Genomic DNA, 14,317 nt, shown 5'->3' on the forward strand with positions numbered 1-14,317 from the left:
TCCCGCCGACCCGCCGTCACCGCCGCCGCAGCAGCGCCCACGTCAGGAGCAGTGAAACCCGCCATGTTCTCGCGCATCGCCATCGTCAACCGCGGCGAACCCGCCATGCGACTGATCAACGCCGTCCGGGAGTGGAACGCCCAGAACGCGCCCGACCGGCGCCTGCGCACCATCGCCCTGTACACCGCGGTCGACCGCCGCGCGATGTACGTCCGGGAGGCCGACGAGGCCGTCCTGATCGGACCGGACGACCCGGACCACATGGGCGCGAGCCCCTACCTCGACCACGACGAGCTGGAGCGCGCGCTACGCGCGTCCCGGGCCGACGCGGTCTGGCCGGGCTGGGGCTTCGTCTCGGAGAAGGCCGACTTCGCCGAGCTGTGCGAGCGGCTCGGGATCACCTTCGTCGGCCCGTCGGCGGACGTCATGCGCCGGCTCGGGGACAAGATCGCGTCGAAGCAGCTGGCCGAGTCGGTGGGCGTGCCGATGGCGCCGTGGTCCGGCGGGCCGGTCGCGGACGCGGACGCGGCGCGCAAGGCGGCCGAGGGCATCGGCTACCCGCTGATGGTGAAGGCGACCGCGGGCGGCGGCGGCCGCGGCATCCGGTTCGTGGCGGGGCCGGAGCAGCTCGACGAGGCGTTCGAGCGGGCGGCGTCCGAGGCGGCGCGCACCGCGGGCGACGCGACCGTGTTCATGGAGCGGGCGGTGGCCGGCGGCCGGCACGTCGAGGTGCAGGTCGTCGCCGACGCCACCGGTGACGTGTGGACGCTGGGCGTGCGCGACTGCTCGGTGCAGCGGCGCAACCAGAAGGTGATCGAGGAGTCCGCCTCCACCGCGCTCGACGCCGAGCAGGAGCGGCTGCTCCGCGACGCCGCCGCCGACCTGGCCCGGGCCGCGGGCTACGTCAACGCGGGCACCGTCGAGTTCCTGTACCAGCCCGCGGAGAAGCTGCTCTCGTTCCTCGAGGTCAACACCCGGCTGCAGGTCGAGCACCCGGTCACCGAGGCGTGCACCGGGGTCGACATCGTGAAGCTCCAGCTGCACATCGCCGGTGGCGGCACCCTGGCGGAGGTCGCACGCGAGGCGCCCGCCGCGCAGGGCTGGGCGATCGAGGCCCGGCTCACCGCGGAGGACCCGGAGCGCGAGTTCGCGCCGGCCCCGGGCCGGATCGAGCACCTCGCCCTGCCGAGCGGACCGGGCATCCGGGTGGACACCGGCGTCGCCGCGGGCGACGTCATCCCGCCGCAGTTCGACTCCATGATCGCCAAGGTGATCGCCTGGGGCCGGGACCGCGACGAGGCCCGGGCCCGGCTGTCCCGGGCGCTGCGCCAGACCGCCACGGTGATCGACGGCGGCTCCACCAACAAGGCGTTCCTGCTCGACCTGCTCGACCGCGACGAGCTGCGCTCCGGCGAGGTCGAGACGACCTGGCTGGACACCATGATGGCGGCCGGCTACACCCCGCCGCGCCGGCTCGACGTGGCGCTGCTGGCCACCGCCGTCCAGTCGCACGACGGGCACGTCGCCCGCCAGCAGGACCGGCTGCTCCGGTCCGCCGAGGCCGGCCGGCCGGAGGTCGGGTACGAGACCTGGCACCAGACCGACGTCACCGCGGCCGGTCAGTCCTACAAGCTGAAGGTGGCCCGCACCCGGGCCGGGCGCTACCGGGTCGAGCTCGACGGTGTCAGCGTCGACGTCGACGTCGAGCGCAACGGCGCCTACGAGCGCCGGCTCACCGTCGATGAGCAGAGCTGGACCGTGCTGTCGGTCGCCCAGGAGTCCGACTACCTGGTCGAGGTCGACGGCGCCGTGCACCGCATCTCCGGCGGCGAGGCGGGCATCGTCCGCGCCCCGGCCCCGGCGATGGTGGTGGCGCTGCCGGTCTCCGCCGGCGACACCGTCGCCGAGGGCGACACGCTCGCCATCGTCGAGTCGATGAAGCTGGAGACCTCGCTGCGGGCCCCGTTCGACGGGACCGTCGCCGAGCTACTCGTCCCGGCCAACACCCAGGTCGACGGCGGCACGAAGCTGGTCCGGCTGGAGCCGCTGGCCGATGCCGGCGCCGGCGCGGTCGCCGCGGCCGGGGACCGGGTGGAACTGTCCGCGTTCGGCGCCGCCGGGGACACCGGCGACCCGGCCGGGACCGCCGCGGACGCGCTGTCCGCGCTCCGGTTCCAGGTGCTCGGCTTCGACGTCGACGAGGGCCAGGCCCGGCCGCAGCTGCGCAGGCTCGCCGCCGCCCGGGCGGGCCTCCCGGCCGACGACCCGGCGGTGCTGGCCGGGGAGACGACCGTGCTGCGGATCTTCGCCGACCTCTGCGCGCTGTCCCGGAACCGCTCCGAGACCGACGACGAGACCGGCGAGACCGAGCGGAACCCGCAGGAGTACCTCTACGCCTACCTGCGCAGCCGCAATCCCGACGACGAGGGGCTGCCGGAGTCGTTCCAGGCCAAGCTGCGCCGGGCGTTGGCGCACTACGGCGTCACCGACATCGCGGCCGGACCGGACCTCGGGCCCGCGCTCTACCGGATGTTCCTGGCCCACCGCCGCGCCCCGCAGCAGGTCCCGGTCGTGCTGAACCTGCTGAACTGGCGGCTGCAGCACCCGGAGTCGGTCGCCGGGCTGTCCGCGTCGGCCCGCGAGGAGTACCTGCGAACGCTCGACGAGGTCGTCGTCGCCACCCAGCTGCGGCATCCGGTCGTCGGCGACACCGCCCGGCTGGTCCGCTACCGGGCGTTCGACGCGCCGGTGGTCGCCGCGGAGCGCAGCCGGGTGCTGAGCGAGGTCCGGGAGAGCCTGGACGTGCTGGCCGCCGACCCGGACACCGCCGACCGCAACCGCCGGATCGACGCGCTGGTCGGCTCCTCCGAGCCGATCCTCGGCGTGTTCGGCGACCGGCACGACGCGGTGCTGCTGGAGGTCATGACGCGGCGCTACTACCGGGTCCGGCCGCTGCGCGAGCTCGAGCTCGCCGAGCACGCCGGCCGGCCGCTGCTGACCGCGCGCTACCAGCATCTCGGCAACGACCGCACGCTGTTCGCCACGGTGATCGACAACAACGACCCGCAGGGCGCGCTGGCGACCGCCGAGGAGCTGCGCCGCCGGGTCCGCGAGCTGGACAGCGGCCGGACCGCGCTGGTCGATCTCTACGTCACCTCCACCAAGGCCGACGACGGCGGCGACCCGGACGCCCGCGCGGAGCGGGTCCGGGCCGCGCTGGGCCGGGTCCCCGCGGCGCTGCACCGGGTCGCGGTCGCGGTGCGGCCGAACCCGGGCGCCGGCACCGGTGACGCCGCCGAGCCGCCCACCTGGTTCACCTTCCGCCCGGACGGCGACGGCGAGCTCGTCGAGGACCGCACGCTGCGCGGCATGCACCCGCTGGTGGCCGACCGGCTGCGGCTGTGGCGCTTCCGCGACTTCGAGCTGACCCGGCTGCCCGCGGCCACCGACGTGCACCTGTTCCGCGCGGTCGGCCGCAACGTCACCGCCGACGACCGGCTGGTCGCGATGGCCGACGTCCGCGAGCTCACCGTGCTGCGCGACGACGAGACCGGCCGGATCCGGTCGCTGCCGCAGCTCGAGCGGGCGCTCGACGCCTGCATCAACTCGCTGCGCAGCGCGCGCGCCGGGGACCGCACGCTCGCCCGCACCTCCTGGAACCGGATCCAGCTCTACGTCTGGCCGGAGGTCGACGTGCCGCTGGCCGAGCTGGACTCGGTCGTCCGCCGGCTCGCCCCGCGCACCGCGAACCTGGGCCTGGAGCAGGTCCTCGTCGAGTTCCGCAGCGGTGACGCGGCGGTCACCGGCGGCCAGGGCGGCCCGCGGTCGATGCTGCTGCGGATGTCCCGCCCGCCCGGCGCCGGGCTCACCGTGCGGCTGGACCAGCCGCCGACCGAGCCGATGCGCGAGCTCGACTCCTACGACCAGAAGGTGCTCAAGGCGCGCCGCCGCGGCGCCGTCTACCCGTACGAGATCGTCCCGCTGCTGACCGCCCCGATCGACGCCGGTCCGGGCTCCTGGCAGGAGTACGACCTGGACGAGGCGGGCAGCCCGCACCCGGTCGATCGCGCCCCCGGCGGCAACACCGCCAATCTGGTGCTCGGCGTCGTCACCGTGCCGACCCTGCGCTACCCGGAGGGCATGCGCCGGGTGGTGCTGCTCGGCGACCCGACCCGCGCGCTCGGCGCGATCGCCGAGCCGGAGTGCCGCCGGGTGCTCGCCGCGATCGAGCTGGCCCGCGAGCTGGACGTGCCCGTCGAGTGGTTCGCCGTCTCGGCCGGCGCGAAGATCGCGATGGACTCCGGCACCGAGAACATGGACTGGATCTCCCGGGTGCTGCGCGGGATCATCGAGTTCACCCAGGACGGCGGGGAGCTGAACGTCGTCGTCACCGGCATCAACGTGGGCGCCCAGCCCTACTGGAACGCCGAGGCCACGATGCTGATGCACACCAAGGGCATCCTGGTGATGACGCCGGACTCGGCCATGGTACTGACCGGAAAGCACTCGCTGGACTTCTCCGGCGGCGTCTCCGCCGAGGACAATTTCGGCATCGGCGGCTACGACCGGATCATGGGCCCGAACGGCCAGGCGCAGTACTGGGCGCCGGACCTGTCCGGCGCGGTCGGCGTGCTGCTCACGCACTACGCGCACACCTGGACACTGCCCGGCGAGCGGTTCCCGCGGCCCGCGCCGACCACCGACCCGGTGTCCCGGGACGTCACGACCGCCCCGCACGCGGGGCCGAACTGCGAGTTCAGCACGCTCGGCGAGATCTGGGCGCCGGAGACGAACCGGGAGCGCAAGAAGCCGTTCGACATCCGGTCGGTGCTGCGCGGCGTCGCCGACTCCGACCACCCCACCTCCGAGCGGTGGGTGGACATGCACGACGCCGAGTCGGTCGTCGTACTCGACGGGCACCTGGGCGGCCAGCCGGTCGCCATGATCGGCATCGAGTCGCGGCCGCTGCCGCGGCGCGGCCCGAGCCCGGTGGACGGCCCGTCCCAGTTCACGGCCGGCACGCTGTTCCCGCGGTCGTCCCGCAAGTGCGCGCGGGCGATCAACGCGGCGTCCGGCAACCGTCCGCTGGTGGTGCTGGCGAACCTGTCCGGGTTCGACGGCTCACCGGAGTCGCTGCGCGGGTTGCAGCTGGAGAACGGCGCGGAGATCGGCCGGGCCATCGTCAACTTCGACGGTCCCATCGTCTTCTGCGTGGTGTCCCGCTACCACGGCGGCGCGTTCGTCGTGTTCTCCGGGACGCTGAACGACAACATGGAGGTCGCCGCGATCACCGGCTCGTACGCCTCCGTGCTGGGCGGCGCGCCCGCGGCCGCCGTCGTCTTCGCGAGCGAGGTCAACGACCGGACCGCGAAGGACGAGCGGATCACCGGCCTGGAGGCCCGGATCGCCGAGGCGACCGGGGCCGGCGACGAGGCCGAGGCGGCCCGGCTGCGCGGCGAGCTCGCCACGCTCCGGCCGGACGTCCGCTCCGAGAAGCTCGGCCAGGTCGCGGACGAGTTCGACACGAAGCACTCCATCGAGCGGGCGCAGAGCGTCGGCTCGGTGCACCGGATCGTCACCCCGGACCAGCTGCGTCCCTACCTGGCCGACGCCGTGCAGCGGGGCATGAAGCGCACTCTCGACGCCGCCACGAGCGGCACCACAGGAGGAACGGCATGACCGCCATCACCGACACCCACCCGGACCAGCGCGTCGCCATCGTCACCGGCGGTGCCCGCGGCATCGGCGCCGCCATCACCACCGCGCTGGCCCGGCAGGGCGTGCACGTCGCCGCCGGCTACTCGTCGAACTCCAAGGCCGCCGAGGAGCTGCGGGAGAAGCTGGGCGCCGAGGGCGCGTCGGTCTCGGTGCACCAGGGCAACGTCGGCGAGCCGGACGACTGCTCGCGCGTCGTCGCCGAGGTGCTGGAGCAGAAGGGCCGGGTCGACTACCTGGTCAACAACGCCGGCATCACGGTCGACAAGACCGTCCGCAAGCTCACCGTCGACGACTGGCACGCGGTGCTGCGGATCAACCTGTCCGGCGCGTTCTACATGACCAAGGCCGTGCTGGAGCACATGAGCGGCAACGAGTTCGGCCGGATCGTCAACATCTCGTCGGTGATCGGTCAGACCGGCTCGATCGGCCAGGCCAACTACGCCTCGTCGAAGGCCGGCCTGATCGGCTTCTCCAAGTCGCTGGCCCAGGAGGTGGCGCGCAAGGGCATCACCGTCAACTGCGTCGCGCCCGGCTTCATCGAGACCGAGATGGTGGCCGCGGTGCCGGAGAAGGCCCTGGAGAAGATCCTCGCGAAGGTGCCGGTCGGGAGGCTCGGGCAGGCGGACGAGATCGCCCGCGCCGTCCAGTTCCTGGTCGACGACCGCGCCGGGTACGTCACCGGCTCGGTGATCAGCGTCAACGGTGGGCTGGACATGGCGTCCTGATCCCCCGCCCGCTGCGGCCCGCGGCCCTCCCGGGATGCGGGGCCGCAGCCGTGTGCGGGGCGGTCCGTCAGCCCCGGCTGCAGAGTCCCTTCGACTCCAGCACCCTGGCGACGGCGGCGTCGTTCGCCTCGGCGGTGATCCGGCCGTCGGCGAGGCCCCGCTCGGCGGCGTCGAGCAGCGGGCCGACGTCCGTGACATTCGAGAACAGCGCGATGTCGGCGCCTGCCGCCAGTGCCCTGGTGGTCGACTCGGCGAGCCCGAACCGGTCGGTGATCGCCTTCATCGCACCCAGGTCGTCGGTCATGACGACGCCGTCGAAGCGGTACTGCTCGCGCAGCAGCCGGTAGGCGGCGGGCTCCACACTCGTCGGGACGTCGGTGGTGAGCCCTGGCACGTCGAGGTGGCCGAGCATCACCCCGACCCGGCCGTCGAGCGGCTTCCCGGGGCCGACCAGCGCCTCGTACGGGCGCAGGTCGGTGCGCTGCAGCTCGGCCAGCGGCGGGGTGCTCACCGAGCCCTCGTGCGAGTCGCCGGAGCTGTGGCCGTGCCCGGGGAAGTGTTTGAGGACGCCGTACACGCCGCCCGCCTGCTGCCCCTCGGCCCAGGCCCGCGCGTAGCGGGTCACGGTGTCGGGGTCGTCGGAGAACGCGCGGTCGCCGACGACGGCCGTGCGCGGCTGGTCGGACACGTCGACCGTCGGCGCCAGGTTCCAGGTGACCCCGCGTGCCTTCAGCTGCTCGGCCCGCTGACGGGCGATCGCTCCGACCTCCTCCGGGGTGTTCGACGCGGCCATCTGCCGGGCGCTGGGGATGTCGCCGTCGAGCTCGTCGATCCGCTGGACCCGGCCGCCCTCCTCGTCGACGGCGACCGCGAGCGGGGTGCGGGACGCCTCCTGCAACGCCTGCATCCGGCCCTGCTGCAGCAGTGCGGTGGCATTTCCGCCCAGGAACACCCCGCCGACCTGGGACTGCCGCACGATCGCGGCGGCACCCTCGGGGTCGGCGGCGTCCACCCCGACCATCAGGCGCTGCGCGAGACGGTCCCGCGGCGACAGCTGCGCCACCATCGGCGCGCAGGTGTCGACGACCTGCTCGGTACTCGCGGGCACGGCCTGTGGTGCCGCGTCCGGGTCGGCCGGGTCTCCCCCGGTGCCGCCGTCGTGCGCGGTCAGCGCGGGCGCCGTCACGGCCACGGTGCCGGCGACCAGTGCACCGACGACGGCGGCCGTGAGCACACCTGCGCCGCGGCGCCGCCGGGTCCCGGTGACCGGGTGCTGTCGTCCTCGCATCACCACCATCGTGACAGCTCCGCGGCGCCACCTCCCCGACGCCCGCCCCGGCACGGACGGGTGGTCCCCTCCCGGTGCCGCTCCCCGCGCCGCACCCGGTGCCGCTCCCCGCGTCGAGATGGCGCTGAGGGCTGTTCCGGGCACCCGCGCACAGCCCTCAGCACCATCTCGGGCGGGCGGGCGGGACGGGCGCGGCGGGACGGGGTCAGGCGATGTCGGGGACGCGTTCCCCGGACGGCGGCGGGCCGGGCGGGGTGCCGTCGCCGAACGGCCGCCCGCCCAGTTCCTCCCGGCCGTGCGGGGCCACCCAGCCCACGGTATCGGGCCCCGACGGCACGACGCCGGTCGGGTTCACCGAGGTGTGCACGCCGTAGTAGTGCTGCTTGATCTGCCCGATGTCGATGGTGTCGCCGAATCCCGGCGTCTGGAACAGGTCCCTGGCGTACGCCCAGAGCACCGGCAGCTCGGTCAGCTTGTTCCGGTTGCACTTGAAGTGGCCGTGGTAGGCCGCGTCGAACCTGACCAGCGTCACCCAGAGCCGGATGTCGGCCTGGGTGATCGTGTCGCCGACCAGGTAGCGGCGTGTGCTCAGGTGGTCGGACAGCGCATCGAGACGCGTCCACAGTGCCTGGTAGGCCCGCTCGTAGGCGGCCTGGCTCGATGCGAACCCGCACTTGTAGACGCCGTTGTTGACGTCGTGGAAGATGCCGCGGCCGATCTCCTCGATCGCGCCGGGATCCGGCCACAGGTCCGGCGCACCTGGCCGGTGGAACGCCGTCCACTGGGTGGAGAGGTCGCGCTCCAGTTCGGCGTACTCGTTCGTGACGACCTTCCCGGACGACACCTCGACCATCGCCGGGACGGTCACGCCCTCGTCGTAGCCCGGGATCGCCGCCTCGTAGGCCTCGCGCAGGTACTCGATCCCCAGCACCGGGTCGACGCCGCCGGGATCGAGGTGGAAACGCCAGCTGCGCTCGTCGTGCAACGGGCCCGCGATGCCGAGCGAGATCGCGTCCTCCAGTCCCAGCAGCCGGCGCGTGATGATCACCCGGTTCGCCCAGGGGCAGGCCCGTGCGCCGACCAACCGGTAACGCCCGGCCTCGACCGGCCACGGTGAGGAGCCGTCCGCCGTGATGCGCTCGGCGACCCCGAGGGGCTCCCGTACGAACTCACCGTCCACCTGATCGCTCCCCATGCGCGAGACGGTAGTGCGGAGACGCCGTGCACGCAGGTCCGAGGACCCTGTCGAACCCCGCGGACGGCTGTGCCGGATGGATGCAGGGTGCGGTGCGCCTGACCTCCCGTGGAGTGGCTCCACTGGCGCAAACGAGTGAACTTCGAATCCATGCAGTGAGCGAGGTCACATAATTGATGGGAGTTGCGCGGTGCAGAACGGGGGCGGCGTGTCGCGGAACGCGACGCCGTCACTCCCCCGCCGCACGACGACGAGCGAGGGCGGCGCGGAGGACCCGGCGACGTGACTGGTCGGACCGCTCGCAGAGCGGACAGGTGACCACGCCTGAAGCATCGGGGAAATGTGGCTGAAACCACAGGCCGGAGGGGGGTCGTTGCGTATAACACAACGTCGCGGCCCGATCCAGCCCTCCGCCGTGAACCGGACAGATGGCCGATCCACGATCTACCGTCGAGCCGACCCGCAGCACCCGAAGACTTGTCGAGGAGACGCGGTACATGACGGCCGACCACCGTACCGACAGCGAGTTGCCCGAGCTCGGAAGGACCGTCCAGGAGTTCGGTGACCAGCCGACCGAGGTCCGGGAGTCCACCCACTACAAGCACGAGTACGTGCAGACGTTCGTCGACAAGTGGGACGAGCTGATCGACTGGCGTGCACGCTACGAGAGCGAGGGGAAGTTCTTCGTCGAGCAGCTGCGCAAGCGCGGCGTACGGAGCGTCCTCGACGTGGCGACCGGTACCGGCTTCCACTCGGTCCGGCTGCTGGAGGAGGGCTTCGAGACCGTCGTCTCGGCCGACGGCAGCGCCGAGATGCTGGCCAAGGCGTTCGACAACGGCATGAAGTTCGGCGGGCACATCCTGCGCGTCGTGCAGGCCGACTGGCGCTGGCTCAACCGTGACGTGCACGGCGAGTACGACGCGATCATCTGCCTCGGCAACTCCTTCACCCACCTGTTCTCGGAGAAGGACCGCCGCAAGGCGCTCGCCGAGTTCTACGCGATGCTCCGCCACGACGGTGTGCTGATCCTGGACCAGCGCAACTACGACTCGATCCTGGACAACGGCTTCTCGTCGAAGCACCAGTACTACTACTGCGGCGACGGCGTCGTGGCCGAGCCGGAGTACGTCGACGACGGTCTCGCCCGGTTCCGGTACGAGTTCTCGGACGGCTCCGAGTACCACCTCAACATGTTCCCGCTGCGCAAGGACTACACGCGGCGGCTGATGCATGAGGTCGGCTTCCAGAAGATCGAGACCTACGGGGACTTCCAGTCCAGCTACTCCGACGACGAGCCGGACTTCTTCGTGCACATCGCGGAGAAGGCGTACCTGGAGGAGTCCCTCGAGGGGAAGGCGCCGTGACCAGCGCAGAGGCAGCGGAGAGCACGGCCCGCAGCTACTACGACTCCGAGGACGCCGACAACTTCTACTCACGGGTCTGGGGCGGCGAGGACATCCACATCGGCCTCTACCGGACCCCGGACGAGGAGATCGCCGCCGCGAGCCGCCGCACGGTGGCGAAGATGGCCGAGGTCGCCGGGATCGGGTCCGGCACCCGGGTGCTGGACCTGGGTGCGGGCTACGGCGGCGCCGCCCGCCAGCTGGCGAAGCGGTTCGGCGCGGCGGTGCACTGCCTGAACCTGTCCCCCGTGGAGAACGACCGCAACGCGCGACTCACCACGGAGCAGGGCCTCGAGGAGCTGGTGACGGTCGCGACCGGCACGTTCGAGGACGTCCCGGTCGAGGACGCCTCGGTCGACGTCGTCTGGTCGCAGGACGCGTTCCTGCACTCGGGCGCGCGGGAGAAGGTCCTCGACGAGGTCGTGCGGGTGCTCCGCCCCGGCGGTCAGGTCGTGTTCACCGATCCGATGGCCGTCGACGGGCTCGACCAGTCCTCGATCCAGCCGATCCTGGACCGGATCCAGCTGTCGACGATGGCCACGCCGGGCTTCTACACCGACGGCCTGGCGGCGCGCGGGATGACCGCGGTGACCTTCCACGACCACGCCGAGCAGCTGCCGACGCACTACCGGCGGGTCCGTGAGGAGCTCGTCGCCCGGGAGCAGGAGCTGGCCGCGGCGATCTCCGACACCTACATCGCCAACATGAAGGCCGGTCTGCAGCACTGGGTGGACGGTGGCACCGCCGGCAAGCTCACCTGGGGCATCGTGCACGCCGTGCGGGGCTGACGACACGGACGACCGCCGACGAGCGGCGCGGGCCCCGGATCGGGGTGCCGCGCCGTTCACCTCACCGGGTGGCGGCGGACTCGTCGGCCGTCCTCCTGCTCGTCGTCGTCCCGGCCGTCGCTCCGTCGTCCTGGTCGTCGCTCCCGCCCTGCTCCAGCTGGCAGCACGTCCCGTTTCAGGGTCGCGTTGAAGGACTCGGCGAGGGCGTTGTCGGCGATGGACCCGACCGCACCCATCGACCGGCGGGCTCCGAGCCGGTCGTAGACCTGGGCGTAGGCGCGGCTGGTGTAGACCGAGCCGTGAGCGGAGGGAAGGTCGCCCCGGCCAAGGAGCCGGGCGTGCGAGCAGCGGCTTCGAGCGCGTCGACGACCAGCTCGGAGCCCCTGTGGTCGGCGATGGACCACCCGACCGGCCGCCGCGAGTAGCAGTCGATCACGCTGGCCAGGTCGAGGTTCACACCGTCGGCCAGGGGCGGGGCTGTAGGGACATCGGCTCTGGCACAGATTCGGTGACGTCATGGCACGTCACGTTGGGGTGACGCGTTCGGCTCTGTGATCATCTCGCCTGCGCGATCATGATCTTGGAGACGTGTTGTTCCCCGTGCTGTCGTCCCTGGTCATCGACGATGATCGTCACCACCGGCCCTGCTGTGCGGATCATTGCCCGCAGCGCCACGATCTCGGGTCGGTGTCCGCACTCCGGCGGATACCCATGCCTGCCCACGAACCCTCCTCCAGGGTCACGTGACCAGAATTCCAGCTACCCGACTCCACCGAACCCGGGGCCAACCACTGTCCTACCTGGGCACGGGGCACTTTCCGCGTTCGGGGCCCGCCGCCCACTCACCAAGATCACGAAGAGCCAGGGCTCACCGCATCTTTGCCGTGGCCCTGGCATCAGCAAGGCGTCCCGGCGCCCTGCCCGCGCTGAACCAGGGAGATATCATGCTCAGATGAGTCGAATAACCCGTGAGCGAGGGAACCTGCACGATCGCCTCGTCGAGAAGTGGGGACTTGAGATCGTATCTGGGGAACTCCCTGCCGGGCATTCGATACTCACCAACCCCGCTGCGGACGAATTGGGCGTATCTCGGAGTGTCGTTCGGGAAGCTGTTCGAGTACTTGAGTCGAAAGGGCTGGTCCGAGTGCGCCGCAGGGTCGGGATCACCGTGGAGACGTCGACGAACTGGAGCTCACTGGATTCTGACATTATTCGCTGGAATCTCGCCGGGCCCGATCGGTTCACCCACTTAGACCATCTATGCTCCCTCCGTACCGCGATCGAGCCGTTGGCGGCCCAGCTCGCTGCGACCGCGGCGACTCCGGAACAATGCGGCCTTCTCACGGAGGCAGTCATCGGAATGTCGAAAACCGCTCGATCTGCCGATACCGATGCGTATCTAGAGCACGATGCGGAGTTTCATCGGATTCTTCTGCAAGCCTCCGGGAACCCACTGTTCGGCGCGCTCTCCGACGTCGTCATCGAGATGCTGGCCGGGCGGACCCGGCACGGTCTCATGCCTCAGGTCGCCGCGACATCCGCGGTGCAGCTGCACGGTGAGGTCGCAGCGAGTGTCCAGGCGGGAGACGGTGCCGTGGCCCGCAAGGCTATGCAGGGAATCCTGGACGAGACGGAGACGGCCCTGCACCTGGCGTCCGGCACAGAGCTTCCCTCATCCGGTTGACCGGATCAGGCGGTCGCCGTCACCCAGGACGTCGTGTGCTTGAGGTTCCGACTTGGATGAGTGCACCAGTCGGGCAGGACGAGATGATCACTGGTCGTAGCCTGGCTGGAGGCGTCGTGTCGGGCTCACTCGTGAGGTTCCTGCTGCTCCGCTCGCGGGGCTGGCTCGTCGGGGGTCTGCGGCTCGACACGACGCCGACCGTGGCCTGACTCGACAGAGGTGTGATCACTTCCTGAGAGCTGGAAGTCGGAGTGTCGACCACGGTCTCCTCCTCGACAGCATCCAGGAAGGGACACGACGCAAGGTGATCGTGATCGGCATCGATCCGCACAAGTGCAGTCACACCGCGGCCGCCCTCGACACAGTGCCCCGAATCTGTCAGCCGGGGTGTCGAAATCGAGAGTCTTACGCGGCCGGGTGTTGAGCCGCTGAGCGACATCGTCGAGTTGGGCCTGGGTGACGTGGTCGAGGCGGGTGCCCTTCGGGAAGTACTGGTGCAGTAGCCGGTTGGTGTTCTCGTTCGTGCGGCGCTGCCAGGGGCTGGCCGGGTCGGCGTAGTAGACGTCCAACCCGGTCCGGTCGGTCACGCTCGTGTGCCGGGCCAGTTCCATCCCGCGGTCCCAGGTCAGCGACGTGCGGACGTGTTCGGGCAGTCGGGCCATCTGCCGGGACAGCTGATGGGCGACGGTGTTCATGTCACGCCCGCCCAGAGCGACGAGCACGGTGAACCGGGTCGTGCGCTCGACCACGGTGGCGATCTGGGTGGTGCCGCGCCCGAGTGGCAGATCCCCTCCCAGTGCCCGGGTACCGCCCGATCAGCCACCTCCGCGGGCCGGTCGTGGATCGAGACCGCGTCGTGGATCTGCGAGCGCCACTGACCACTGGTGGTGTTGTGCACGTTGTGCCGGATCGGACGGGCCGACCGCAGGTGTTTCTGCAGGTCCTTGGCCAGTACACCGCGGGCCTGCACGGACAGCGACTTGTAGATCGTCTCGTGCGACACCCGCAGCCCGCAGCCCGGCTCGAAGTGTGTGGCCAGGTGCCCGCCGATCTGCTCGGGCGACCGGTCCTGTCCGAGTCTGTCAGCGACGAAGCTGCGCAGCAGCGGACGGCGAGCGAGCAGGCACACCGTCGGACGCCGTGCTCGGCGCCAGGCACGATCCTCGGCATCCACGGCCCGATATGTGCGCCTGCCCTTGTTGCGGGCGATCTCCCGGCTCGCCGTCGAGGCCGGACGGCCGAGCCCGGCCGCGATTGCCCGGATCGAGCGCTCCTGGGCCACGCCCCGCGAGATCTCCTCCCGCTCGGCCGCGGTCAGCGTCCCCGGCCGGCGACGGCGTCGTGGTGATGGCACGTAGCCGCCGGTGGACTTGAGCACCGTGAACACCGACCCCGGCGGGCGTCCGATCGCCCGGGCGATGTCACTGATCGACTCACCCTGGCCCCACCGGACCCACAGGTCCGTGCGGCCCTCATCCGACATCCCGGGCCGTCCCAACCGTGCCATTCCCCACCC

At 71.5% G+C, this 14,317-nt stretch carries 8 protein-coding genes and 2 pseudogenes; 5 read left to right on the forward strand and 5 right to left on the reverse strand.

Going from position 1 to position 14,317, the window contains the following annotated elements; all coding sequences use genetic code 11:
- The first annotated feature begins 63 nt into the window (after positions 1–63).
- Both ABZ881_RS27615 and ABZ881_RS27620 read left to right on the forward strand, forming a co-directional pair.
- Positions 64–5,679: a biotin carboxylase N-terminal domain-containing protein gene (locus ABZ881_RS27615; RefSeq protein ID WP_358488607.1), complete on the forward strand. Its 5,616-nt coding sequence runs from the start codon at positions 64–66 to the stop codon at positions 5,677–5,679.
- Positions 5,676–6,443 (forward strand): beta-ketoacyl-ACP reductase, encoded by a 768-nt coding sequence (locus ABZ881_RS27620; protein WP_358488608.1) that lies wholly within the window; start codon positions 5,676–5,678, stop codon positions 6,441–6,443. Before ABZ881_RS27615 ends, ABZ881_RS27620 begins: the two co-directional genes overlap by 4 nt.
- Positions 6,444–6,510: 67 nt before the next feature.
- On the opposite strand, the gene ABZ881_RS27625 is transcribed toward ABZ881_RS27620, so the two are convergent.
- Both ABZ881_RS27625 and ABZ881_RS27630 read right to left on the reverse strand, forming a co-directional pair.
- Positions 6,511–7,731, reverse strand: coding sequence for a glycoside hydrolase family 3 N-terminal domain-containing protein (locus ABZ881_RS27625; RefSeq protein WP_358488609.1), 1,221 nt, complete (start codon positions 7,729–7,731; stop codon positions 6,511–6,513).
- Between the two features lie 205 nt (positions 7,732–7,936).
- Positions 7,937–8,926, reverse strand: a complete 990-nt coding sequence (locus ABZ881_RS27630) for a glutathione S-transferase C-terminal domain-containing protein (RefSeq protein ID WP_358488611.1) — start codon at positions 8,924–8,926, stop codon at positions 7,937–7,939.
- 497 nt (positions 8,927–9,423) lie between these two features.
- On the opposite strand from ABZ881_RS27630, the gene ABZ881_RS27635 reads away from it, so the two are divergent.
- Both ABZ881_RS27635 and ABZ881_RS27640 read left to right on the forward strand, forming a co-directional pair.
- Entirely contained in the window at positions 9,424–10,290 is an 867-nt protein-coding gene (locus ABZ881_RS27635; protein WP_358488612.1) for a class I SAM-dependent methyltransferase, read from the forward strand.
- Positions 10,287–11,117, forward strand: a complete 831-nt coding sequence (locus ABZ881_RS27640; protein WP_358488613.1) for a methyltransferase domain-containing protein — start codon at positions 10,287–10,289, stop codon at positions 11,115–11,117. The genes ABZ881_RS27635 and ABZ881_RS27640 overlap by 4 nt, the downstream gene beginning before the upstream one ends.
- Positions 11,118–11,278: 161 nt before the next feature.
- Here ABZ881_RS27640 and ABZ881_RS27645 read toward each other — a convergent pair.
- Positions 11,279–11,607: pseudogene (locus tag ABZ881_RS27645) on the reverse strand (DDE-type integrase/transposase/recombinase); the annotation flags it as partial.
- A 65-nt stretch (positions 11,608–11,672) separates the two neighbouring features.
- Entirely contained in the window at positions 11,673–11,840 is a 168-nt protein-coding gene (locus ABZ881_RS27650) for a hypothetical protein (RefSeq protein WP_358488615.1), read from the reverse strand.
- A 229-nt stretch (positions 11,841–12,069) separates the two neighbouring features.
- On the opposite strand from ABZ881_RS27650, the gene ABZ881_RS27655 reads away from it, so the two are divergent.
- Positions 12,070–12,801 carry an FCD domain-containing protein gene (locus tag ABZ881_RS27655; RefSeq protein ID WP_358488616.1) on the forward strand — a complete coding sequence of 244 codons (732 nt, stop codon included), beginning with the start codon at positions 12,070–12,072 and terminating at the stop codon, positions 12,799–12,801.
- A gap of 371 nt (positions 12,802–13,172) precedes the next feature.
- On the opposite strand, the pseudogene ABZ881_RS27660 reads toward ABZ881_RS27655, so the two are convergent.
- Positions 13,173–14,308 (reverse strand): annotated as a pseudogene (locus tag ABZ881_RS27660) (IS30 family transposase); the annotation flags it as partial.
- Positions 14,309–14,317 lie beyond the last annotated feature (9 nt).

The organism is Pseudonocardia sp. NPDC046786, from assembly GCF_040645415.1.
In the GTDB taxonomy this organism is placed as follows: domain Bacteria; phylum Actinomycetota; class Actinomycetes; order Mycobacteriales; family Pseudonocardiaceae; genus Pseudonocardia; species Pseudonocardia kongjuensis.